The following is a 21960-nucleotide window of genomic DNA, read 5'->3' as shown; positions in this document are numbered from 1 at the left end:
CACGCCCGCATTGTCGAAATTTCTTCGACCGAAGTCAATTCTGGGACGGTCCGCGAATCACGGAGTCGCAGGAGGGCGGCCCCCGGACAGCTCCGGGGGCCGGGGCCCCGTCATGTGTGCCGGTGGCGCTACTTCTCCAGGTGCTGGCCCCGGAGCAGGAACCAGGCCGCCACCGCCGTGGCCAGCAGGACCGCCGCGCCGATGCCCGCCGCCACCTGGAGGCCGTCCACGAAAGCGGTCTGCGCCGAGGTCAGCAGGGTCTGTCCCTGCGCGGCCGGGAGCGAGGAGGCCGCCTCGACCGCGCCGCCCAGCGACTCGTGCGCCGACGCCGCCACGTCCGCCGGGGTCCCCGGGGGCGCGGTGAAGCCCGCGTAGACGCCCGTGACGATCGAGCCGAGCAGGGCGATGCCGAGGGCCGCGCCGAGTTCGTACGCCGTCTCGGAGACCGCGGACGCGGCGCCCGCCTGCTCCTTGGGCACGCTGGAGAGGATCACGTCGGCGGTGACCGTGAACGAGAAGCCGGCGCCGACGCCGACGACCAGGAGCACCGCGCCGAGCAGCGGGTATCCCGTGTCCTGGCTCAGCGTGACGAGCGCGGCCAGGGCCAGCCCGACGGCCGCGAGGCCGCCCGCGACGACGGAGCGCACCGAGAAGCGGCGCGCCACCGTGCCCGCGATCAGCCCCGCGGCCACCGCGCCGACGGCGGCGGGCAGTTCGGCGAGACCGGCCTCGAACGGCTGTCGCCCCTGGACCAGTTGGAGGAACTGGGAGAGGAAGAAGACGAGCCCGGACAGGCCGAGGATGGTCAGGAGGTCGGCCAGGACCGCCCCGGAGAAGCCGCGGTTACGGAAGAGCCGCATGTCCAGCAGGGGCGAGGCCAGGGTGAGCTGGCGGCGGACGAACCAGGTGAGCGCCGCTACGCCGAGGACGGCCGACACCGCCACGTCCCAGCGGAAGCCGTGCGCCGCCGCCTCCTTCACCGCGTAGACGACGCCGATCATGCCGACGAGGGAGAGCACGACGCTGACGAGGTCCCAGGGGCCCGGGACCGGGTTCTTCGACTCTGGAATGAGCTTGATCCCGACCACGACCAGGACCGCCATGACGGGCAGGTTGATGAGGAAGACCGAGCCCCACCAGAAGTGTTCGAGCAGGAAGCCGCCGACCACCGGGCCGACCGCCGCGCCGGCCGAGGCCATGGCGCCCCAGATGCCGACGGCGAGGGAACGCTCGCGCGGGTCGTGGAAGATGTTGCGGATCAGAGCCAGCGTGGAGGGCATGAGCGTCGCGCCCGCCACGCCCAGCAGGGCGCGCGCCAGGATCATCAGTTCGGGTGAGGTGGCGTACGCGTTGAGGACGGAGACGGCGCCGAACGCGACCGCGCCGAGCAGCAGCAGCTTCTTGCGGCCGATGCGGTCGCCGAGGCTGCCCATGGAGACGAGGAGCCCGGCGATGACGAAGGAGTAGACGTCGCCGATCCACAGCAGCTGGGTGCCGGAGGGTTCGAGGTCCTCGCTGATGTACGGGGTCGCGAGGCCGAGCACCGTCGCGTCCACGGCGACCAGCAGTACCGCGAGCACGAGGACGCAGAGGGCGAGCCACCGTCCGGGGCGCGACACCTCCTCCGTCACCGGGGTGTGCCGCTTGGTGCTGATCATGGTTCCACGCTCCGTCGTGCGCCGCCGAGCAGCAACTCGGCGATCATGTATGAGAAGTCCTTGGCCGCCACGCGGCCGTCCTGCACGGCCCAGGCGCCGCTGCCGATGAGTCCGTAGAGCGCCTCGGTCAGCCAGGCGGGTGTCAGGTCGATCCGGAACTCGCCCGTCTCCTGGCCGCGCCGGAAGAGCGCCGCGATGCGGGCGTCGAGCCGGGCCCAGCCCGCGTGCTGCCCCTCGCCCTCGAAGAGCTGGTTCTCGGTGACGAGGAGGGCGAGCAGCGGGGCCGCCTGTTCCGTCTCGGCGATGAGCCGGCGCAGCGCCTCCTCGGCCCGGCCCTCGCCGAGCCGGGCCCGGTCGAGCGCCGCCTCACACTCGCGGATCCCCAGTTCCTCCAGGGCGCGCACGAGGGCGTCCCGGCCGGCGAACTGGCGGTGCAGGGTGGCACGGCTGATGCCCGCGGCCCGTGCGACCTCGTCCATCGTGGCCGTGGACTTGCGGGTGAGCAGGGCGGCGGCGCTGCGCAGCACCTGTTCGCGATCGACCGTCATGAGACAAGAGTAGACCATGTGAGACATCAATGTCTCATCAATATCCCCGCCCGCTCCCCCGGTGGCCGGGTCGGCTACCCGGTGTTACGACTGGTCCACGGTCAGGTCGTGGGAGGTACGGGCATGGGGTGCTGCATTGCGGCGGCGATGGCGGCGATCGGGCCGCGGGTCGCGCTCGTCCTCGCCTGGCTGTTCACGAACGTCGTGGACCGCGCCTTCACCGGCAGGCTGCTGCCGTTCCTCGGGCTGCTCCTCCTGCCGTGGACGACCCTGGCCTATGTCTTCGCGTACGCGCCGGTCGTCGGGGTGCGCGGCATCGGCTGGCTGGTGGTGCTGATCGGGCTGCTGCTCGACGCGTCGAGTTACGGGAGCGGGGCTCACTCCCGGCGCTGAACCGGCCGCCCGGGCCCCGCGTACGCCGAAGGGCCCGGTCCGTCCTCGTACGGACGAACCCGGCCCTTCTTCCGGAGCTGGCGGGCTACTTCTTGGCGTCGGCCCAGGCGCGCTGGACCGTCAGGTCCTGCTTGACCTCGGCGAGCTGGACCGCGACCGCGCTCGGCGCGGTGCCGCCCCGGCCGGAACGGGAGGCCAGCGCACCCGGCACGTTCAGGACCGAGCGGACCTCGGGGGTCAGGTGCTCGGAGATCTTCGCGAACTGCTCGTCCGTGAGCGCGTCCAGCTCCTTGTCCTCGGACTCGGCGACCTTCACGCACTCGCCGGCCACCTCGTGCGCGACGCGGAACGGCACACCCTGCTTCACCAGCCACTCGGCGATGTCCGTGGCGAGCGAGAAACCGGCTGGGGCCAGCTCCTCCATGCGCTCCCGGTTGACCGTGAGCGTGGCCATCATGCCGGTGAACGCGGGGAGCAGGACCTCCAGTTGGTCGCAGGAGTCGAAGACCGGCTCCTTGTCCTCCTGGAGGTCGCGGTTGTACGCGAGCGGCAACGCCTTGAGAGTCGCCATCAGGCCGGTGAGGTTCCCGATGAGGCGGCCCGACTTGCCGCGCGCCAGCTCGGCGATGTCCGGGTTCTTCTTCTGCGGCATGATCGAGGAGCCGGTGGAGAAGGCGTCGTGCAGGGTGACGAAGGAGAACTCCTTCGTGTTCCAGATGATGACCTCCTCGGCGATCCGGGAGAGGTTGACCCCGATCATCGCCGTGACGAAGGCGAACTCGGCGACGAAGTCGCGGGAGGCCGTGCCGTCGATGGAGTTGGCCACCGAGCCGTGCTCGAAGCCGAGGTCCGCCGCGACGGCCTCCGGGTCGAGGCCGAGCGAGGAGCCCGCGAGCGCGCCCGAGCCGTACGGGGAGACGGCCGTCCGCTCGTCCCACTGCCGCAGCCGCTCCGCGTCCCGGGAGAGGGACTGGACGTGGGCCAGGACGTGGTGCGCGAAGAGCACCGGCTGCGCGTGCTGGAGGTGGGTGCGGCCCGGCATGGCGACGTCGGGGTGGGCCTCGGCGAGACCGACGAGGGCCTCCTGGAGGTCCGCGATCAGGCCGCCGATGGTCCGGGCGTGGTCGCGCAGGTACATCCGGAAGAGCGTCGCCACCTGGTCGTTGCGCGAGCGGCCCGCGCGCAGCTTGCCGCCGAGGTCGGGGCCGAGCCGCTCCAGCAGACCCCGCTCCAGGGCGGTGTGCACGTCCTCGTCGGCGACGGTCCCGACGAAGGAGCCGTCCGCGACGTCGGCCTCCAGGCGGTCCAGACCCTCGATCATGCGGGTCAGCTCGTCCTGGGTGAGCAGTTCCGCCTTGTGCAGCACGCGCGCGTGGGCGCGGGAGCCCGCGATGTCGTACGGGGCGAGGCGCCAGTCGAAGTGGACGGAGGCGGAGAGTTTCGCCAGGGCCTCGGCGGGGCCGTCGGCGAACCGGCCGCCCCAGAGGCGGACATCGCCGGGATTGCTGCTCACGTGCTCTGCTCCTCATGCCGGATGGAGTGCGGCTCCCCGCACTGACCGCGTGGGGACCACAGTATCGCTCTGCATGATTATGCAGAGTTCCGCATGAATCGTCAATGCCGGCAGCCGGGCGCGGCACTCCCCCGTCGGGCCACCGGAGCTGCCCGGACCGGCGCCGGCCGCTAGGTTCCGATCCATGCGCCCTCTGCGAGCAGGTATCGCCACCGCCGCCGTCTGCGCCGCGCTCGGCGCCGCGCCTCCCGCCCCGGCGGCCCTCGCCCCACTGCCCGCCCGGATGGCGGACACCGGCGGCGGCAGTCAGCTGATCACGGCCGAGGCGCCGCGGGCCTCCTCGACGCGCGGCACGGTCACCTGGTGGGACCGGCACGGCGACGGCAGCTGGACGAAGGCCGGTTCGGCGGTCGCGCGGTTCGGCGCGAAGGGGCTGGTCGAGGGGGCCCGGCGCAGGCAGGGCACGAACACGACGCCGGCCGGTCTGTACGCCCTGCCGTTCGCCTTCGGCAACGCGGCCGCACCCGGCGGCACCGCCCTGCCGTACCGCCGGGTGCACCGCGCCTCCTGGTGGTGCCAGGACAATGACGCGCGCTCCTACAACCGCTGGACCGAGCCGCGTCCGCGCGACTGCCGCGCCACCGAGTCCGAGCACCTCGCCGACTATCCGGTGCAGTACGCGCACGCGCTGGTCGTCGGCTTCAACTACGACCGGCCGGTGCACGGCCGCGGCGCCGGGATCTTCCTGCATGTGAACGGCCGCGGAGCGACGGCCGGCTGCGTCTCCGTGCCCAGGGCGGAGCTGCGGCGCATCCTCACGTGGGTGCGGCCCGGCCGGGCCCCGCACCTGGCGATCGGGACGTCGGGCGGGGCGACGGCGCTGACCCGGTACTGAGCCGCGCGCCGATACGCGTGTAGCGACCACATATCGAGACGCGGTTGCGGACGGGTACGGCGACGGCGTTGCATCGCCCGGTGCAGAGCGAAACCGAACAGACGATTCCCGGCCCTGGCGAGCAGACCGGTCCTCCTGAGAAGTCCGGTCCGGGCGGGTCCGCCGACCGGGCGGCCCGGCTCGCGGTCACCGTCTTCCCCGTCCTGGTCCTCGCCGCGGGCGGCCTGGGGCTCGCCACCCCGGGCACCTTCGCCGGCTGGGGCACCAACGTGCCCTATCTGCTGGGCGTCGTGATGTTCTGCATGGGCCTGACCATGACCCTCGGCGATTTCAAGGGGGTCGCCCAGCGTCCGTGGGCGGTGGGGCTCGGGCTGGTCGCGCACTACGTGATCATGCCGGGGCTCGGCTGGCTCATCGCCCACGCGCTCGGCCTCTCGCCACAGCTGGCGGCCGGGGTCATCCTCGTCGGCTGCGCGCCGAGCGGCACGGCCTCCAATGTGGTGACCTATCTCGCGCGGGGCGACGTCGCCCTGTCGGTCTCGGTCGCCACCGTCTCCACCGTGCTCGCCCCGCTGGTCACCCCGCCGCTGACGCTGCTCCTCGCGGGTGAGTACCTGCCGGTGGACGCCGGTTCGATGATGACGGACATCCTCAAGACGGTGCTGCTGCCGGTCATCGGCGGGCTCGTGGTGCGGCTGGTGCTGGGCCGCTACGTGGACCGGCTGCTCGGCGCGCTGCCGTGGCTGTCGGCGCTGACCATCGCGGTGATCGTGGCGGTCGTGGTGGCGGGCAGCGCCGAGACCATCAAGTCGGCGGCGGCGCTGGTGTTGCTGGCCGTGGTGCTCCACAACGGCCTGGGGCTCGTCCTCGGGTACGGCGCCGGCAAGGTGGCGCGGCTGGGGCCGCCGGCGTCACGCGCGATGGCGTTCGAGGTCGGCATGCAGAACTCGGGGCTCGCCGCGTCTCTGGCCACGGCCCACTTCAGCCCGCTGGCCGCGCTGCCCGCCGCGGTCTTCTCCGTGTGGCACAACGTGTCGGGCGCCCTGGTCGCCGCCTGGATGTCCTACCGGTCCCGCGCCGCCGAGAAGGAGTCCGCCGAGGCCTGAGTCCTTCCCCCGCCCTGGGGCGGTCAGCCCCTAGTGCTCGTTCTGTGCCAGCCGCAGCATGTGGTCCGCCAGGGCCTGGCCGCCGGCCGGGTCGCGGCTGATCAGCATGAGGGTGTCGTCACCGGCGATCGTGCCGAGGATGACGTGCAGTTCGGCCTGGTCGATGGCGGAGGCGAGGAACTGGGCGGCGCCCGGCGGGGTACGGAGCACCACCAGGTTGGCCGAGGCCTCCGCCGAGATGAGCAGCTCGCCCGCGAGGCGGCGCATGCGCTCCTCCTTGGCGGACTCGCCGAGCGGCGCCTGCGGGGTGCGGTAACCGCCCTCGCTGGGCACGGCGTAGATCAGCTCGCCGCCGGTGTTGCGGATCTTGACCGCGCCCAGCTCGTCCAGGTCGCGGGAGAGCGTCGCCTGGGTGACGTGCAGGCCGTCGTCGGCGAGCAGCTTCGCCAACTGGCTCTGTGAGCGCACCGGCTGCCGGTTGAGGATGTCCACGATCCGGCGGTGCCGCGCGGTACGCGTCTGGGGCACGGCGGGGCCCGGCGCGAGCGCGGCGTTCACCGCGGCCCGCGCGTCGTTCTCGGCCTGCTCGGCTTTGCTGGTCATCGTCGTCGTCCCATTCCTCAGGCTCCTGCTTCCCCGTCGGCCGCGGCCTCGTCCAGGATGGCGGGCAGCGCCGCGAGGAACGTGTCCGCCTCCGTCTCGGTCAGGTTCAGCGGGGGCATGAGCCGGACGACGTCGGGTGCGGGCGCGTTCACCAGGAGGCCCGCGTCCTGGGCCGCCTGCTGCACCTGGGGTGCGCGCGGCCCGGTGAGCACGATACCCAGCAGGAGGCCCGCGCCCCGGACATGGCCGACCAGGGGGTGGCCGAGCGCTTCGATTCCGGCGATGAGCCGTGCGCTCGTCCGCTTGGTGTTGGCCAGCAGCCCCTCGGCCTCGATGGTGTCGAGGACGGCGAGTCCCGCCGCGCAGGCGACCGGGTTGCCGCCGAAGGTGGTGCCGTGCTGTCCGGGCTTCAGCAACTCCGCCGCCGCGCCGAAGGCGATGGTCGCCCCGAGCGGCAGGCCGCCGCCGAGGCCCTTGGCGAGCGTGACGACGTCCGGCTCGATGCCCTCCTCCGCCTGGTAGGCGAACCAGTGGCCGGTACGGCCGACGCCGGTCTGCACCTCGTCCAGGACGAGCAGGGTGCCGGTGGCGCGGGTGATCTCCCGGGCCGCCTTCAGGTAGCCGTCGCCCGGCATGACCACGCCGTTCTCGCCCTGGATCGGCTCGATGATGACGAAGGCGGTCTCGTCGGTGACCGCGGCCCGCAGCGCGGCCACGTCCCCGTACGGGACGTGCGTGACGTCGCCGGGCAGGGGGGTGAAGCCGTCCTGCTTGCCGGGCTGGCCGGTGAGGGCGAGGGCGCCCATGGTGCGGCCGTGGAAGCCGCCGGTGGTGGCGACCATGTGGCGCCGGCCGGTGAGCCGGCCGATCTTGAAGGCGCCCTCGTTGGCCTCGGCGCCCGAGTTGCAGAAGTAGACGGCGCCGTCCCGGCCGAAGAGCTGGAGCAGCCGCTCGGCGAGCGCGACGGGCGGCTCGGCGATGAAGAGGTTCGAGACGTGGCCGAGGGCGGCGATCTGGGTGCTGACCGCCTCGACGACGGCCGGGTGGGCGTGGCCCAGCGCGTTGACCGCGATGCCGCCGACGAAGTCCAGGTACTCCGTGCCGTCGGCGTCCCACAGCCGGGTGCCGGCGCCCTTGGTCAGGGGCAGGCGCGGGGTGCCGTAGTTGTTCATCAGGGCGCCCTGCCAGCGCGACGTCAGCTCGGTGTTCGTGGCGTGCGTGGCGTGCTCGCTCATGCGGTGCCGTCCCCCTCTGCGTCGGGCACGACCATCGTGCCGATGCCTTCGTCGGTGAAGATCTCCAGCAGGATCGAGTGCTGGACGCGGCCGTCGATGACGCGGGCGGTGTGCACGCCGTTGCGTACGGCGTACAGGCAGCCCTCCATCTTCGGGACCATGCCGCTCGCCAGGTCCGGGAGCAGCTTCTCGAGTTCGGTGGCGGTGAGCCGGCTGATGACCTCGTCGGAGTGCGGCCAGTCCTCGTAGAGGCCTTCGACGTCGGTGAGGACCATCAGCGTCTCGGCGTCCAGCGCAGCAGCGAGTGCCGCAGCCGCCGTATCAGCATTGACGTTGTAGACATGGTGATCGTCCTGGGAGCGGGCGATCGAGGAGACGACCGGGATGCGGCCGTCGGCGAGCAGGGCCTCGATGGCGCCGGTGTCGATCTCGGTGATCTCGCCGACCCGGCCGATGTCGACCAGCTCGCCCTCGATGCGGGGCTGGTGCTTGGTGGCGGTGATGGTGTGCGCGTCCTCGCCGGTGAGGCCGACGGCGAGCGGGCCGTGCTGGTTGAGCAGACCGACGAGCTCGCGCTGGACCTGGCCGGCGAGGACCATCCGGACGACGTCCATGGCGTCCTCGGTGGTGACGCGCAGGCCCGCCTTGAACTCGCTGACGATGCCGTGCCGGTCGAGCGCCTTGCTGATCTGCGGGCCGCCGCCGTGCACGACGACGGGCTTGAGTCCGGCGTGGTGCAGGAAGACGACGTCCTGGGCGAAGGCGGCCTTCAGCTCCTCGTCCACCATCGCGTTCCCGCCGAACTTGATGACGACGGTCTTGCCGTGGTGCCGGGTGAGCCAGGGCAGCGCCTCGATGAGGGTGCGGGCCTTGGGCAGCGCGGTGTGCTTGCGCGCGGTGGGCTGGTTCATGACGAGTACGCGCTGTTCTCGTGGACGTAGTCGGCCGTCAGGTCGTTGGTCCAGATGGTCGCCGTCTCGGTGCCCGCGGCGAGGTCGGCGGTGACGGTGACCTCGCGGAAGCGCATGTCGACCTTGGAGCGGTCCTCGCCGACGCCGCCGTTCTTGCAGACCCAGACGCCGTTGATCGCGACGTTCAGCCGGTCGGGCTCGAAGGCGGCCCGGGTGGTGCCGATGGCGGAGAGGACCCGGCCCCAGTTGGGGTCCTCGCCGTGGATGGCGCACTTGAGGAGGTTGTTGCGGGCGATGGAGCGGCCGACCTCGACGGCGTCGTCCTCGCTCGCCGCGTTGACCACCTCGACCTTGATGTCCTTGCTGGCGCCCTCGGCGTCGCCGATCAGCTGGCGGCCGAGGTCGTCGCAGACGGCGCGGACCGCTTCGGCGAACTCGGTGTGGTCCGGGGCGACGCGCGAGGCGCCGGAGGCGAGCAGCAGGACCGTGTCGTTCGTCGACATGCAGCCGTCGGAGTCGACCCGGTCGAAGGTGGTGCGGGTGGCGTCGCGCAGCGCCCGGTCCAGGACGTCGCTGCCGACGTCGGCGTCGGTGGTGAGGACGACGAGCATGGTGGCGAGGCCGGGGGCGAGCATGCCCGCGCCCTTGGCCATGCCGCCGACGGTCCAGCCGGCCCCCTCGCGCACGGCGGTCTTGTGCACGGTGTCGGTGGTCTTGATGGCGATGGCGGCCTTCTCGCCGCCGTGCTCGGAGAGCCGGCCGGCCGCGGTCTCCACCCCGGCGAGCAGCTTGTCCATGGGGAGCAGTTCACCGATGAGGCCGGTGGAGGCGACGGCGATTTCTCCCGCGTTCAGGTCGAGGACGTCGGCGGCCTTCTCGGCGGTGGCGTGCGTGTCCTGGAAGCCCTGCGGTCCGGTACAGGCGTTGGCGCCGCCGGAGTTGAGGACGACGGCCGAGACGAGGCCGCCCTTGAGGACCTGCTCGGACCAGAGGACCGGGGCGGCCTTGACGCGGTTGGAGGTGAAGACGCCCGCGGCGGCCAGGCGGGGGCCGCGGTTGACCACGAGGGCCAGGTCCGGGTTGCCGCTCTCCTTGATCCCGGCGGCGATCCCCGCGGCCTGGAATCCCTTGGCTGCCGTCACACTCACTGTGTCTCCTCGTTCGCTTCCGCGCCCGCGCGGCGCGGCGGCGCGGCCTTCGTGGTCCTCCGCGGCCCGGTGGCCGCGCGGGCGCCGCTCACGGAGCGACGCCGACCGTGGTCAGCCCGGTGGTCTCGTCGAGCCCCAGGGCGATGTTCATGGACTGCAGGGCGCCGCCGGCGGTGCCCTTGGTCAGGTTGTCGATGGCGCTGATGACGATGACGCGGCCGGCCGCCTCGTCGTACGCGACCTGGATCTGCGCCGCGTTCGACCCGTACACGGCGGCCGTGGCGGGCCACTGGCCCTCGGGCAGCAGCTCGACGAACGGCTCGTCGGCGAACGCCTTCTCGTACGCGGCCCGGACCGTCTCGGCGGTGACGCCGCCCTTGGCCTTGGCACTGCACGTGGCGAGGATGCCGCGCGGCATGGGGGCGAGCGTCGGCGTGAAGGAGACGGAGACCCGCTCGCCGGCGGCCGCGCTCAGGTTCTGGATCATCTCCGGGGTGTGCCGGTGCCCGCCGCCGACGCCGTACGGCGACATGCTGCCCATCACCTCGCTGCCGAGGAGGTGCGGCTTGGCCGCCTTGCCCGCGCCGGAGGTGCCGGACGCGGCGACGACGACGGCCTCGCTCTCCACGAGCCCCGCCCCGTACGCGGGGAAGAGGGCCAGGGAGACGGCGGTGGGGTAGCAGCCGGGGACGGCGATGCGCTTGGTCCCCTCCAGGGCGGTGCGGCCGCCCGGCAGCTCGGGCAGGCCGTACGGCCAGGTCCCGGCGTGCGGGCTGCCGTAGAACGCCTCCCAGTCCCCCGCGTCCTTCAGCCGGAAGTCGGCGCCCATGTCGACGACGAGGACGTCCGGCCCCAGCTGCTCGGCGACGGCGGCGGACTGCCCGTGCGGCAGGGCCAGGAAGACGACGTCGTGCCCGGCGAGCACCTCGGGGGTGGTCTCCTGGAGGACGCGGTCCGCGAGCGGGCGCAGGTGCGGCTGGAGCGCGCCGAGCCGCTGTCCCGCGTTCGCGTGGCCCGTCAGGGCGCCGATCTCCACCTCGGGGTGGGCGAGCAGCAGGCGCAGCATTTCGCCGCCCGCGTACCCACTCGCTCCCGCTATCGCAGCGCGTACCGCCATGGAAACCCTCCTCCTCGATGGCATGACTATACGTCGCGATGCACGTTTATGCAATCGATCGGGAGTGGAGTCCGGCTTGACCTGGAGTGCGCTCGAAGTCATAGCGTCGCGCATGCGTTGCGCACCGGCACTCTCTCTGGAGGCAGCACTCATGACGGACCTTCCCACCCGGCGCCTCGGCGCGCTCACGGTCTCCGCGCAGGGGCTCGGCTGTATGGGCATGAGCGACGCGTACGGGCCCTCCGACGACCAGGAGTCGATCGGCACGCTGCACCGGGCGCTCGATCTGGGCGTCACCCTGCTCGACACCTCCGATTTCTACGGCAAGGGGCACAACGAGGAGTTGATCGGCCGGGCCCTCGCGGCGCCCGGGCGGCGCGAGCAGGCCGTGCTGGCCACCAAGTTCGGCTTCACGAACGAGCTCGGCGCGCAGACCCGCATCCGCGGCGACGCGGCCTACGTGCGCCAGGCGTGCGAGGCGTCGCTGCGCCGCCTCGGCGTCGACCACATCGACCTGTACTACGTGCACCGGGTGGACCGCGAGGTGCCGATCGAGGAGACGGTGGGCGCGCTGGCCGACCTGGTGGCGGAGGGCAAGGTCCGCCATCTCGGCCTGTCGGAGGCCGGCCCGGAGACCCTGCGCCGGGCGTCCGCGGTGCATCCGATCGCGGCGTTGCAGAGCGAGTACTCGCTCTGGACCCGGGACCTGGAGGCGGAGGTGCTGCCGGTCTGCCGGGAGCTGGGCATCGGACTGGTGCCGTTCTCGCCGCTGGGCCGGGGCTTTCTCACCGGCCGTTACACCTCCACGGAGGGCTTGCAGGAGGGCGACATGCGGCGCGGCCAGCCGCGGTTCGCCGAGGGGAACCTGGAGCGCAACCTCGCCATCGTCGCCCGCCTGGAGGAGATCGCGGAGCGCAAGGGCGTCACCGCGGGCCAGCTGGCGCTGGCGTGGGTGCAGCACCAGGGGGACGACGTGGTGCCGATCCCGGGCACGCGGCGCCAGAAGTACCTGACGGAGAACGTGGCAGCGGCCACCTTGGAGCTGACCGCCGACGACCTCGCGGCGATCGACGCGGCGGCGCCCGCGGGCGCGGTGGCGGGTGCCCGCTACGACGACGGCAGCATGCGGTTCGTGAACGGCTGAGCACCCCTCGGCGGGGGCGGCGGCCCGCGCGGCCCGCCCAGAGCCGGGCGTCCGGCGTCCGATATTTTGTGCGGCGTCCTGAACTGCGAACGGCAAGATGGGATGCGGTGGTACGCGCGTCGACGGTTCGCGCGGAGGTGTACGGGAGTGGTGGGTGTGACGGGTGAACCCTGGCCGGTTGCCGATGTGCTGGCGTTCCTCGCCGGGCGGTGGCGGGTGGAGCGGACCGTGCGGGACCTGGCCGCGGACGTGACCGGCACCTTCGCCGGCGCGACGGACTTCTCGGCGATGGACGGCGGGGGTCTGCTCCACGTCGAGTCGGGGACCTTCACCTGGCGCGGGGTGGCCCGTCCCGCCGAGCGGACCCTGCGTTATCTGCCGGACGAGACGCCGGGCACGGCCGTGGTCCGCTTCGCGGACGGCCGCTTCTTCCACGGCCTCGACCTGCGCGCCGGGCACCACGTCGCGGACCACCCCTGCTCGGCTGATCTCTACCGCGGCACGTTCACGGTGTACGGCGCCGGTCACTGGCGGACGGTGTGGCGCGTGCGGGGCCCGGCGAAGGACCTGGTCCTCACGACGGAGTACCGCCGCGGTCAGGGCCTGTCCGCCGACGGAGGCAGCACCTCGTCGCGGGCGGCCGCGAGCCGGCGTACCCCCTCGGTGATCTCCGCGGTCCCGGCGACCGCCACGAAGCTCAGCCGGAGGTGGGGGGCGGGCGGTTCGGCCGCGAAGTAGGGGCGTCCGGGGGCGACCGCGACGCCGGCCCGCAGGGCGGCGGCGGTCAGCGCGCGCTCGTCCGTGCCGTCGGGCAGCCGGGCCCACAGGTGGTAGCCGCCGACCGGGACGTACGGCACGGACAGCTCGGGCAGGTGGGTGGCGAGCGCGACGGCGAGCATGTCCCGGCGCCGGCGCAACTCCCCCGACACCGCCCGCAGATGGCGCGGCCAGGCCGGGGACCCGACGAGTTCGAGCGTGGCCTCCTGCAAGGGGCGCGGCACGAAGAACTGGTCCACGACCTGGATGGCGCGCAGCCGCTCCAGGACCGGGCCGCGGGCGGCGAGGCAGCCGATGCGCAGGCTCGGCGAGGTCGCCTTGGTCAGGGAGCCGACGTGGACGACGACGCCGTCCGGGTCCTCGCTCGCCAGCGGCCGGGGCAGCGGGCCCGCGTCGTCGTGCACGAGGCGGCGGACGAAGTCGTCCTCGACGACGAACGCCCCGGCCTCGCGGGCGATACGCAGCACCTCCGGGCGCCGCTCGGGCGTGAGGACGGCGCCGGTCGGGTTCTGGAACAGCGGCTGGCAGACGAAGAGCCGCGCGCCGGTCGCGCGGAACGCCCGTTCGAGCAGTTCCGGGCGGACGCCGTCCCGGTCCACGGGCACCGGTACCGGGCGCAGCCCCGCGGAGCGCGCGATGGCCAGCATGCCGGGGTAGGTGGGCGATTCGACGAGGACCGGGGCGCCGGGCGGGGCGAGCGCCCGCAGCGCCGTGGTGAGCGCCGACTGACCGCCGGACGTGATCAGCACCTCGGCCCCGGTGACCGCCCCGCCGACGCCCCGGGCGAACCAGTCGCGCAGGTCGGGCAGTCCGTCGACGGGTGGCCGGTCCCAGGCGCCGGGGCGCCGGCCCGCGCGGGCGAGGGCGGCGGCCATCGCGCCGACGGGCTGGAGCGCCTGGTGCAGATAGCCGCCGTTGAACTCGATGACGCCCGGCGGGGACGCGGCCAGCGTCACCAGGACGCCGGAGGCGTCCACCGCGCGCGGTCCCGCGTCGGTGGCGGAGTCGGCGCTGAGCGCGACCTCCTGCCAGGACGTGTCGCCCGCCGGGGCGGCGGCGCGCGGCGCGGCCTTGAAGACGCCCGCGCCGGGCCGGGTCACGACGAGCCCCTCGCCGGCGAGGAACGCGAGCGCCCGGGAGACGGTCACCGGGCTGACCCGGAACCGGTCGACGAGGCTCCGGCTGGACGGCAGCTTCTCACCCTCGGAGTAGCGGTTCAGCTCACCCCGCAGCTGTTTCGCCAGTTCACTCACGCTGCTACGCTCTTGCATGAGGACTGAGAATAGCGCTACTGAACCTGAGGCGATAGCAGTCGCGGAGCGGTCCGCTCCGGTGACGGCCACGGCCGCACCCCGTCGTCCCGCCGGTCCCGGCACGCTGCTGGCCGCGCTGGGCGTCCTCGCCTTCTCCCTCACGTTCCCCGCCACCGCCTGGGGCCTGGAGGGGTTCGGCCCCTGGTCGCTGGTGGGCGTGCGCAGCGTGCTCGCGGCGTTGATCGCGGGCGCCTGTCTGCTCGCGCTGCGCGTCCCGGTGCCGCGGCGCGCGCACTGGGCGGGGCTCGCGGTCGTCGCGGCGGGGGTGGTCCTCGGCTTCCCGGTCCTGACGACGCTCGCGCTGCGGTCGGCGACGACCGCGCACTCGGCGGTCGTGGTGGGCCTGCTGCCGCTGACCACGGCCGTGTTCTCCTCGCTGCGCACCGGCACGCGCCCCTCCCGCGCCTTCTGGATCGCGGCGTGCGCGGGCGCCGCTGCGGTGATCGCCTTCACCGTGCAGCAGAGCGGCGGCACCCTCACCCGGGCCGACCTGTACCTGTTCGGGGCGCTGCTGATCTGCGCGGCCGGGTACACCGAGGGCGGCAGGCTCGCCGGGGTGATGCCGGGGTGGCAGGTCATCGCGTGGGCGCTGGTGCTGTGTCTGCCGCTCGCCGTGGCGGGCACCGCCGTCGCGCTGTCGTACGAGCCGGTGCGGCTCACCGGGCACGCGGTCGCGGGGCTGCTGTGGGTGGCGGCGGGCTCGCAGTTCCTGGGCCTGGTCGTCTGGTACAAGGGCATGGGCCTGATCGGCATCCCGAAGGCGAGCCAGCTCCAGCTGGCCCAGCCCCTGCTGACGCTCGTCTGGTCGGTGCTGCTGCTGGGCGAGTCGCTGCCGGCCGCGGCGCCGCTGACGGCGGTGGCGGTGCTGGTGTGCGTCGCGGTCACCCAGCGGGCCCGCGGCTGACCGGCGGGCCGGGCGCCCCGGCTCCCGTACCGCGCGGCGGACTTGCGGCCCGCCGTTCGGCTTCCGCGCCGAGGACGGGCGCGAGGCGAGCGTGGCGCCCGGCCCCGGCACGTCGTGCGGCTCCGCTCCGGCGGGACGGGGCGCTCAGCCGCGCCGGGGCGTGTAGTGGTCGGCGACGACGCGGGCCATCGCGCCGTTGCGGTCCTGCCCGACCTCCTTCGCGGAGAAGAAGACGTGGCCGCGCACCTCGGGGTACCCGGCCGCGAGGTCGAGGTGCCGGGAGAGTTCGGCCGGGTCCTGCCAGGCCGCGGGCTGCGCCGGGTCGCCCGCCTTGTAGAGGGCCTCGCCGATGTGGAGACGGACGCCGGTGCCGCGGACGGTCTCGGCCCACCAGGGCACGAGCGCGGCGTAGTCGGCGGCGGGGAAACCGATGTTCCAGTACACCTGCGGCACGATGTAGTCGATCCACCGCTCGCGCACCCACTTCCGGGTGTCCGCGTGCAGGTCGTCGTAGGTCTGTACGCCCGCCGTCGTGGCGGAGCCCGCCGGGTCGGTCGCGCGGTTACGCCAGACCCCGAACGGGCTGATCCCGAACCGGGTCCCCGGCCTGGTCCGCTGGATGCCGCGGGCCGTCTCGCGCACCAGCAGGTCGATGTTCTGCCGCCGCCAGGCAGCCCGGTCCGGGAAGCCGGCGCCGTACGCCGCGTACGCCGCGTCGTCGTCGAAGGTCTGTTCGGCGACCGGGTAGGGGTAGAAGTAGTCGTCGAAGTGGACCGCGTCGACGGCGTACTTGCGCACGGCGTCGAGCATCGCGTCCCGCACGAAGCGCCGCACCTGGGGCAGGCCGGGGTTGTAGTAGAGCTTCCCGCCGTAGGCCAGTGTCCACTCGGGGTGCACGCGCGCCGGATGCGTGGGGACCAGCCGGCCGGGGTCGGTGTGGTTGGCGACGCGGTACGGGTTGAACCAGGCGTGCAGTTCCAGGCCCCGGCGGTGCGCCTCCGTCACCGCGGTGCCCAGCGGGTCCCAGCCCGGGTCCGCGCCCTGGGTGCCGGTGAGCACGTCCGACCACGGTTCGTACGGGGAGGGCCACAGCGCGTCCGCGGTGGGCCGCACCTGGAAGACGACCGTGTTCAGCCGGCGCGCGACCGCCGTATCCAGGTGCGCGAGGAGTTCGGCCCGCTGCTCGGCGGCGCTCAGGCCGGGGCGGGAGGGCCAGTCCCGGCCCGCGACGGTGGCCAGCCACATGCCGCGCAGTTCGTTCCGCGGGCGCTGTGGGCGGCCGGGCCGCGCGACGGCGTCCCCCGCCGTGGTCCCGGCCAGCGCGAGCGCGGCTCCGATCGTGACGGCCCGACGTGAGATACGTCCCATGGTCCCTTCCGGATTCCTGTGCCACGGTGAGCCCGGATGAACAGGCGTTAACCCGGGCTGCACCCCTGTCATGTCTACGGGGTAACGTGCAGATCCGAAAGACCCGGGAGGGACCCGCCTGCCGTGTCCCGGACGAAGACCGAAAGGCACGAGGTGACGGACGCCTTGACTGACATCGCACGCGTCGGCGTGGTGGGCTGTGGCCAGATGGGCGCCGGGATCGCGGAGGTCTGCGCCCGCAGCGGCCTGGACGTGATGGTCGCCGAGACCACCGGGGAGGCCCTGGAGATCGGGCGCACGCGGCTGCTCAATTCGCTGAGCAAGGCGGCCGGGCGCGGCAAGATCAGCGAGGAGGAGCTGGCGGAGACGCAGGAGCGGCTCACCTTCACCACCGACCTGGGCGAGTTCGCCGACCGGGACCTCGTCATCGAGGCCGTCGTGGAGAACGAGCAGGTCAAGACGGAGATCTTCCAGGTCCTCGACCAGGTCGTGACCCGTCGGGACGCGATCCTCGCCTCGAACACCTCGTCGATCCCGCTGGTGAAGCTGGCCGTGGCGACGTCCCGGCCCGACCACGTCATCGGCATCCACTTCTTCAACCCGGCCCCGGTGCAGAAGCTCGTCGAGCTGATTCCGGCGCTCACCACCTCCGAGGGCACCATCAGCCGCGCCCAGGCCCTGGTGGAGAAGGTCCTCGGCAAGCACGCGATCCGCGCCCAGGACCGCTCGGGCTTCGTGGTCAACGCGCTGCTCGTGCCGTATCTGCTCTCCTCGATCCGGATGTGCGAGTCGGGCATCGCCAGCCGCGAGGACATCGACAACGGCATGGAGCTGGGCTGCGCCCACCCGATGGGCCCGCTCAAGCTCTCCGACCTCATCGGCCTCGACACCATCGCCTCCATCGCGGACTCGATGTACGCCGAGTACAAGGAGCCGCTGTACGCCGCTCCCCCGCTGCTCCAGCGGATGGTCGACGCGGGCCGGCTCGGCCGCAAGACCGGCTCGGGCTTCTACACCTACGCCTGATCACACTCCGTGTCCGCGAGTGGGCCCGGTGCTCTTTGGAGCACCGGGCCCACTGCGTTCGCACGGGGTGTGCGCTCCGGGCACGCATATGCCTTTCGCACACGCTCCCGCCGCGCCCACCAGGCGAGTTGACTTCCGATGCGCACGAACAGGGATGTGACCACCACGGAAAGGAGTTGACCAGTGACCACCGACCCGGAGCATCCCGTGGTCCCGGAAGAACTCGCAGAGTTACGCCGCGTCTTCGAGGTGGGTCTGACCCGCATCGACGGCCAGCTGGCCCTGCTCGCCCACCGCGACGACCAGACCGCCAAGGACCAGGACGACCTGAACGCGCGGATCAGCACACTGGAACACAACCGCTGGCCCCTGCCCGCGGTCGCGGCACTGACCGCGGTAGGGGCGCTGGCCGTAGGGATCTGGCAGGCGCTCGGGCGCTGACCCACCTGCGGGAGACGCTACGGCGTGTCCGTGCCCAGCCGGAGATGGTGCAGGAGCAGCAGTGCGGCCGCCATGTTGGCGGCCGGGACCTCGCCGCGAGTGATCATGTCGGGGACGAGTTTGAGCGGGACCCATTCCCTGCGGTCCGACTCGAAGTCGTCCTGGGGGTGGCCGATGTAGGTTCCCTCGTCGGTCCAGTAGATGTGGTGCCGGGCGTCCGTGAGGCCGTTGGACGGCTCCACGCTCATCAGGTGCCGCAGCGGTCCCGGCCGCCAGCCGGTCTCCTCCTCCAGTTCCCGGGCGGCCGCATGCGCGATGTCCTCGCCGTCCTCGACGACTCCCGCCGCCAGTTCCCACCCCCAGCTGTCGGTGATGAAGCGGTGCCGCCACAGCAGCAGGACCTCGTTCGCCTCGTTGACCACGGTGGCGACCGCCACGGGCCGCATCCGGATGAGGAAGTGATCGAGGTGCCGGCCGTCCGGTAGGGCGACGTCCGCCAAGTTGACGGTGAACCACCGATTTGCATACACAGTTTGTTCGTTCTCTTTCGTCCACTGCACGGTCCTGCCACCTTCCGCCGATTTGCTGGCAATATCGCAGCACTGGCGGAGTCAGGCTCCCCGGCAGCGGGCTCACAGTGGTACGCGCAGCGCCCCGTCGATGAGTGCGGCGGCCTCGGCCGTGCCGGCGCAGCCGCTGCGCACCAGGTGCTCGCGGACCACCCGGAGCCGGTCGCGCAGCCGCTGGGACTCCATGCCCCGCGCGGCCTCGGCCATCTCGACGGCGGTGGCCACCGCCTGGTCGGCGTTGCCCTGCCGCAGCTGGATCTGGCTCAGCACGGCGAGCCGGTGCACCCGGCCGCGGTCGTGCGCCGGGGTGTGGACGGCCTCGGTGGCGTGCTCCCGGGCGGCCGTATAGTCGCCGAGGCTCAGCAGGGCCTCCGCGACCTGCACGTTGACGAACCCCGGTTGCACGTACCCCGTCTCGTCCGGTTCGTGTCCGCGCCGGATGCGCCCGGCGGCGGACTCGGCACGCCGGATGCACTCCAGGGCGCTCGTGCCGTCGCCGAGGTGCGCGTACGCCTTCGCCTGCATCGCGTACAGGTCGGAGGCGAGCGCCGGGGTGATGTGCCGGCCCGCGGTGCGCAGCGCGGCCTCGGCGAAGGCGACGGCCTGGCGGTGCTCGCGCATGTGCAGCGACTGGTTCACCAGAAGCGCTATCACGTACGCCCCAAGGCCCCGGTCCGCACTGGCCTTGGCCAGCCGCAGGGCCTGGTGGAAGTAGCGCTGGGCCAGGCCGTGCGCGTCGGAGTCGTAGGCGCAGATGCCGGCGATGGCGACGAGGCCGCCGGTGGCGCGGTGCAGCTGGCGGCCGGTCTCGTCGGTGTAGCCGCCGCGCAGCAGCGGGGCCGCCTCGGTGTTGAGGAAGCCGACGATCCGGGTCCGCGTCGCCACGCCGCCCGCCTTGCGGTACATCTGCTCGTAGTGCGTGCGCGCCGAGCGCATCATCTCGATGTCGGCCAGGCTGACCAGATGCCGTCCGCCGCGCGAGACGTCGGTGTCCTCCGGTGGGTTCTCCCACTCCCAGACCGGCATCACGGCCGGGGTGCCGGTGACGGCCGGGGCGTCCAGGACGTGCCGGCGCTGCTGCTCGTCGGAGCGCCACAGCGCGGTGGCCCGCTCCACGAAGCCGGAGAGCGAGGAGCCGTGCGCCGCCGTCCGGTCGCCGGGGATGCCGAGGCCGATGTCGTCCAGGGTGATGTGGCGCTGGAGCCGGACGGTCAGCACCTCGCAGATCAGGTCCGGGACCTGGCCGCGCGGCCGCTGCCCCTTGAGCCAGCGGGCGACGGCGGTGTGCTCGTAGCGCAGGGCGAGGCCGCGGGAGCGGCCCGCGTGGTTGACATGGGCGGCGAGACCCGCGTGGGAGATCCCGGCCTCGTCGAGGATCGCGTCGAGCAGGGTGTTGGGCTGCATGGATGCCCTCCGTTGGCTCGGTACCGCCAGCCTAGTCCGACCGCCTTCACACGGGGTGTGATCGGAATGCCCAACTCCGGGAGTTGTGCACTCTGTTGTGGCCTGTGCGCACCCGCTTGACTGAAGTGCCTCGCAAGAGGCCGGCCGGGCCGTCGGCTCCCCCTCGTACAGACGGCGGCCCGATCCCGCGTCGTCCGCCCGCTCGCCTGCCCACAACTCCGCGGCGGGCGGACGGCGCGGCCCCCGGCGCGTGCGGCGTTCAGGAGGCGGTGTGGGCGGAGCAGCCGGCCGGTTCCCCGTGCTGGACGGGGACGCGCCGGCGGTCGTTGCGCAGGACGAGCAGCGCGGAGTCGTCGCTGGGCGGTCCGCCTACGTGGCCCAGGAGCCGGCGGTACACGGTGGCGACGACGGTCTTGGGCACAACCGTGCGGCGGCGCACGGTCGCGGCCAGTTCGGCCTGGAGGGGAAAGAACCGGCCATCGGCGTCCCGCGCGTCCTCGACGCCGTCGGTGTGCAGCAGGAGCCCCTCGCCGGGCAGGACCTGCCCGCAGCGCACCGGCGCGAGCTCGGCGGGGAGCGGGACCGTGCCGAGCGGGGGCAGCGGGTCCCCGCCGGTCATCGGCTCCGCGCAGCGCGCCGCGCCCGGCCGCAGCAGATACGGCCACGGGTGCCCGCAGTTGAGGGCGTCCACCGCGCCGTCCTGCCGGATCTCCAGGAGCAGTACGGTCACGAACTCCTCCGAGGGGTGTCCCTCGGGCTCGCTGTCCGTGACGCACGGATGGGCGTCGCGGACCCGCTGGCGCAGGTACCGCTCGTGCGCCCGCTCCAACCGCCGCAGCACGCCCACGAGTTCGTCCTCGTCGTGGGCGGCCTCACGGAAGCTGCCGAGGACGGCGCCGACCGCGGCGAGCGCGCCGAGCCCGTGGCCGCGGACGTCGCCCATGACGACGCGGACGCCGTGGTCGGTGGCGACGACGTCGTACAGGTCGCCGCCGATCCCCGCGTCCCGGTCGGCGGAGAGCCGGTCCGCGGCGAGGGCGAGCCCCGCGAGCCGCGGCGGCAGCGGCCGCAGCAGCACGGACTGCACGGCGCCCGCGACGGCCCTGATCTCCCGCAGCTCGCGCAGCAGCCCCTGGCGGACGTGGAGGATCAGCCCGCTGCCCACCACGAAGAAGACCGCGCTGCTCACGATCCGCGCGCCCAGACCGTTCTCCAGGGCGAGCGGGCAGGTCAGCTCGTACGTGACGGCGATCGTGCCCCACACGGTGGGCAGGGCAAGCATCAGCACGTGCCGGACCCGCCGCGGGTCGGTGCGCACGGCGCAGGCGAGCCGCGAGCGAAGGGAGGGCCGCCAAGAGGCGCGGGCGAGCGTCCTGATCCTGGTACGCAGCAAGCCGACGGCCCCCTTAGGCCCTGCTCAGCGCGCTCGCCGGCCGGCCCGACGGCGGATCGATTCTTACGGCCCCGGGCCCGGACCGGACCAGATCATGACCACTCCTCACCCGAACGAGTGAGGGGCGCACCCGGTGTCCCGGATGCGCCCCTCGACGGGTCCCGCCCGCGCCGTTACGCGCCGCGCAGCACGGCGCCCGTGTGCTCGGCGGCCCGGGCGACCGCGGCGTCGCGGGCGGCGCTGGCCTCCTCGACCGTCAGCGTGCGGTCCGCGGCACGGAAGCGCAGCGCGTAGGCGAGGGACTTCTTCTCCGCGCCGAGCTGCTCCGCGTTCTCGTAGACGTCGAACAGCCGCAGGGACTCCAGGAGTTCACCGGCGCCCGCCCGCAGCGCGCTCTCCACGGCCGCGGGGGGGGGGGGGGGGGGCGCGGGGAGGGGGGCCGACATGGTTGGCCCCCGCCACCGGGATTCAAGCCCACGGCGGCCCCCCACCCC

20 protein-coding genes and 2 pseudogenes are annotated in these 21960 nt (G+C 73.1%); 8 read left to right on the top strand and 14 right to left on the bottom strand.

The window, feature by feature from the left end:
* Window positions 1-128 precede the first annotated feature (128 nt).
* Both ABZY33_RS33585 and ABZY33_RS33580 read right to left on the bottom strand, forming a co-directional pair.
* Window positions 129-1658: an MFS transporter gene (locus ABZY33_RS33585; protein WP_356495495.1), complete on the bottom strand. Its 1530-nt coding sequence runs from the start codon at window positions 1656-1658 to the stop codon at window positions 129-131.
* Complete coding sequence (locus ABZY33_RS33580) at window positions 1655-2206, bottom strand: helix-turn-helix domain-containing protein (RefSeq protein ID WP_356495494.1); 552 nt, start codon at window positions 2204-2206, stop codon at window positions 1655-1657. Before ABZY33_RS33580 ends, ABZY33_RS33585 begins: the two co-directional genes overlap by 4 nt.
* A gap of 123 nt (window positions 2207-2329) precedes the next feature.
* Here ABZY33_RS33580 and ABZY33_RS33575 point away from each other — a divergent pair, with 123 nt between their 5' ends.
* Entirely contained in the window at window positions 2330-2599 is a 270-nt protein-coding gene (locus tag ABZY33_RS33575) for a hypothetical protein (protein ID WP_356495493.1), read from the top strand.
* 85 nt (window positions 2600-2684) lie between these two features.
* Here the strand turns inward: ABZY33_RS33575 and argH are convergent, their stop codons facing one another.
* Entirely contained in the window at window positions 2685-4112 is a 1428-nt protein-coding gene (gene argH / locus ABZY33_RS33570) for an argininosuccinate lyase (protein ID WP_356495492.1), read from the bottom strand.
* Window positions 4113-4296: 184 nt separating this feature from the next.
* Here argH and ABZY33_RS33565 point away from each other — a divergent pair, with 184 nt between their 5' ends.
* Entirely contained in the window at window positions 4297-5007 is a 711-nt protein-coding gene (locus ABZY33_RS33565; RefSeq protein WP_356495491.1) for a L,D-transpeptidase family protein, read from the top strand.
* Window positions 5008-5111: 104 nt separating this feature from the next.
* Window positions 5112-6113, top strand: coding sequence for a bile acid:sodium symporter family protein (locus tag ABZY33_RS33560; RefSeq protein WP_356495497.1), 1002 nt, complete (start codon window positions 5112-5114; stop codon window positions 6111-6113).
* A 30-nt stretch (window positions 6114-6143) separates the two neighbouring features.
* On the opposite strand, the gene ABZY33_RS33555 is transcribed toward ABZY33_RS33560, so the two are convergent.
* From ABZY33_RS33555 to argC, 5 genes are all read right to left on the bottom strand, one after another.
* Window positions 6144-6716: an arginine repressor gene (locus ABZY33_RS33555; RefSeq protein WP_356495490.1), complete on the bottom strand. Its 573-nt coding sequence runs from the start codon at window positions 6714-6716 to the stop codon at window positions 6144-6146.
* A gap of 17 nt (window positions 6717-6733) precedes the next feature.
* The gene (locus ABZY33_RS33550; RefSeq protein ID WP_356495489.1) at window positions 6734-7951 is read right to left on the bottom strand and encodes an acetylornithine transaminase; all 1218 of its coding nucleotides are present in this window, start codon (window positions 7949-7951) and stop codon (window positions 6734-6736) included.
* Window positions 7948-8862 (bottom strand): acetylglutamate kinase, encoded by a 915-nt coding sequence (gene argB, locus ABZY33_RS33545; RefSeq protein WP_356495488.1) that lies wholly within the window; start codon window positions 8860-8862, stop codon window positions 7948-7950. The genes ABZY33_RS33550 and argB overlap by 4 nt, the downstream gene beginning before the upstream one ends.
* A complete protein-coding gene (argJ, locus tag ABZY33_RS33540) occupies window positions 8859-10010 on the bottom strand; it encodes a bifunctional glutamate N-acetyltransferase/amino-acid acetyltransferase ArgJ (protein WP_356495487.1) in 1152 nt (383 codons plus the stop codon). The genes argB and argJ overlap by 4 nt, the downstream gene beginning before the upstream one ends.
* Before the next feature lie 88 nt (window positions 10011-10098).
* Complete coding sequence (gene argC, locus ABZY33_RS33535) at window positions 10099-11127, bottom strand: N-acetyl-gamma-glutamyl-phosphate reductase (RefSeq protein ID WP_356495486.1); 1029 nt, start codon at window positions 11125-11127, stop codon at window positions 10099-10101.
* A 151-nt stretch (window positions 11128-11278) separates the two neighbouring features.
* Between argC and ABZY33_RS33530 the strand changes: the two genes are divergently transcribed.
* Both ABZY33_RS33530 and ABZY33_RS33525 read left to right on the top strand, forming a co-directional pair.
* Complete coding sequence (locus ABZY33_RS33530; protein ID WP_356495485.1) at window positions 11279-12271, top strand: aldo/keto reductase; 993 nt, start codon at window positions 11279-11281, stop codon at window positions 12269-12271.
* Window positions 12272-12373: 102 nt separating this feature from the next.
* Window positions 12374-12805, top strand: a pseudogene (locus ABZY33_RS33525) (DUF6314 family protein); the annotation flags it as partial.
* Window positions 12806-12867: 62 nt separating this feature from the next.
* Here ABZY33_RS33525 and ABZY33_RS33520 read toward each other — a convergent pair.
* Entirely contained in the window at window positions 12868-14319 is a 1452-nt protein-coding gene (locus ABZY33_RS33520; protein ID WP_356495484.1) for a PLP-dependent aminotransferase family protein, read from the bottom strand.
* On the opposite strand from ABZY33_RS33520, the gene ABZY33_RS33515 reads away from it, so the two are divergent.
* Window positions 14318-15265, top strand: a complete 948-nt coding sequence (locus ABZY33_RS33515; protein ID WP_356495483.1) for a DMT family transporter — start codon at window positions 14318-14320, stop codon at window positions 15263-15265. The two genes, ABZY33_RS33520 and ABZY33_RS33515, sit on opposite strands and share 2 nt — an antisense overlap.
* A gap of 144 nt (window positions 15266-15409) precedes the next feature.
* On the opposite strand, the gene ABZY33_RS33510 is transcribed toward ABZY33_RS33515, so the two are convergent.
* Window positions 15410-16633, bottom strand: a complete 1224-nt coding sequence (locus tag ABZY33_RS33510) for a family 10 glycosylhydrolase (protein WP_356495482.1) — start codon at window positions 16631-16633, stop codon at window positions 15410-15412.
* 165 nt (window positions 16634-16798) lie between these two features.
* Between ABZY33_RS33510 and ABZY33_RS33505 the strand changes: the two genes are divergently transcribed.
* Both ABZY33_RS33505 and ABZY33_RS33500 read left to right on the top strand, forming a co-directional pair.
* Window positions 16799-17659, top strand: coding sequence for a 3-hydroxybutyryl-CoA dehydrogenase (locus tag ABZY33_RS33505; protein WP_356495481.1), 861 nt, complete (start codon window positions 16799-16801; stop codon window positions 17657-17659).
* Window positions 17660-17842: 183 nt separating this feature from the next.
* Window positions 17843-18100, top strand: coding sequence for a hypothetical protein (locus ABZY33_RS33500; RefSeq protein ID WP_356495480.1), 258 nt, complete (start codon window positions 17843-17845; stop codon window positions 18098-18100).
* Between the two features lie 17 nt (window positions 18101-18117).
* Here the strand turns inward: ABZY33_RS33500 and ABZY33_RS33495 are convergent, their stop codons facing one another.
* From ABZY33_RS33495 to ABZY33_RS33480, 4 genes and pseudogenes are all read right to left on the bottom strand, one after another.
* Window positions 18118-18660: an NUDIX hydrolase gene (locus ABZY33_RS33495; RefSeq protein ID WP_356495479.1), complete on the bottom strand. Its 543-nt coding sequence runs from the start codon at window positions 18658-18660 to the stop codon at window positions 18118-18120.
* Window positions 18661-18732: 72 nt separating this feature from the next.
* Window positions 18733-20073 carry a transcriptional regulator gene (locus tag ABZY33_RS33490; protein WP_356495478.1) on the bottom strand — a complete coding sequence of 447 codons (1341 nt, stop codon included), beginning with the start codon at window positions 20071-20073 and terminating at the stop codon, window positions 18733-18735.
* 259 nt (window positions 20074-20332) lie between these two features.
* The gene (locus ABZY33_RS33485) at window positions 20333-21355 is read right to left on the bottom strand and encodes a PP2C family protein-serine/threonine phosphatase (RefSeq protein ID WP_356495496.1); all 1023 of its coding nucleotides are present in this window, start codon (window positions 21353-21355) and stop codon (window positions 20333-20335) included.
* Window positions 21356-21639: 284 nt separating this feature from the next.
* A pseudogene (locus tag ABZY33_RS33480) lies at window positions 21640-21867 on the bottom strand (hypothetical protein); the annotation flags it as partial.
* Window positions 21868-21960 lie beyond the last annotated feature (93 nt).

The organism is Streptomyces sp. NPDC006552 (genome assembly GCF_040611655.1).
Classification (GTDB): domain Bacteria; phylum Actinomycetota; class Actinomycetes; order Streptomycetales; family Streptomycetaceae; genus Streptomyces.
Note: the sequence above shows the minus strand (reverse complement) of the source record. Positions and strands in the feature narration are given on the sequence as shown.

Excerpts from the sequence above, each read along its gene's own strand:
- ABZY33_RS33585 (WP_356495495.1), bottom strand. The coding sequence starts at position 1,658 with ATGATCAGCACCAAGCGGCACACCCCGGTGACGGAGGAGGTGTCGCGC.
- ABZY33_RS33580 (WP_356495494.1), bottom strand. The coding sequence starts at position 2,206 with ATGACGGTCGATCGCGAACAGGTGCTGCGCAGCGCCGCCGCCCTGCTC.
- ABZY33_RS33575 (WP_356495493.1), top strand. The coding sequence starts at position 2,330 with ATGGGGTGCTGCATTGCGGCGGCGATGGCGGCGATCGGGCCGCGGGTC.
- ABZY33_RS33565 (WP_356495491.1), top strand. The coding sequence starts at position 4,297 with ATGCGCCCTCTGCGAGCAGGTATCGCCACCGCCGCCGTCTGCGCCGCG.
- ABZY33_RS33555 (WP_356495490.1), bottom strand. The coding sequence starts at position 6,716 with ATGACCAGCAAAGCCGAGCAGGCCGAGAACGACGCGCGGGCCGCGGTG.
- ABZY33_RS33550 (WP_356495489.1), bottom strand. The coding sequence starts at position 7,951 with ATGAGCGAGCACGCCACGCACGCCACGAACACCGAGCTGACGTCGCGC.
- argB (WP_356495488.1), bottom strand. The coding sequence starts at position 8,862 with ATGAACCAGCCCACCGCGCGCAAGCACACCGCGCTGCCCAAGGCCCGC.
- argC (WP_356495486.1), bottom strand. The coding sequence starts at position 11,127 with ATGGCGGTACGCGCTGCGATAGCGGGAGCGAGTGGGTACGCGGGCGGC.
- ABZY33_RS33530 (WP_356495485.1), top strand. The coding sequence starts at position 11,279 with ATGACGGACCTTCCCACCCGGCGCCTCGGCGCGCTCACGGTCTCCGCG.
- ABZY33_RS33515 (WP_356495483.1), top strand. The coding sequence starts at position 14,318 with ATGAGGACTGAGAATAGCGCTACTGAACCTGAGGCGATAGCAGTCGCG.
- ABZY33_RS33520 (WP_356495484.1), bottom strand. The coding sequence starts at position 14,319 with ATGCAAGAGCGTAGCAGCGTGAGTGAACTGGCGAAACAGCTGCGGGGT.
- ABZY33_RS33510 (WP_356495482.1), bottom strand. The coding sequence starts at position 16,633 with ATGGGACGTATCTCACGTCGGGCCGTCACGATCGGAGCCGCGCTCGCG.
- ABZY33_RS33490 (WP_356495478.1), bottom strand. The coding sequence starts at position 20,073 with ATGCAGCCCAACACCCTGCTCGACGCGATCCTCGACGAGGCCGGGATC.
- ABZY33_RS33485 (WP_356495496.1), bottom strand. The coding sequence starts at position 21,355 with ATGCTTGCCCTGCCCACCGTGTGGGGCACGATCGCCGTCACGTACGAG.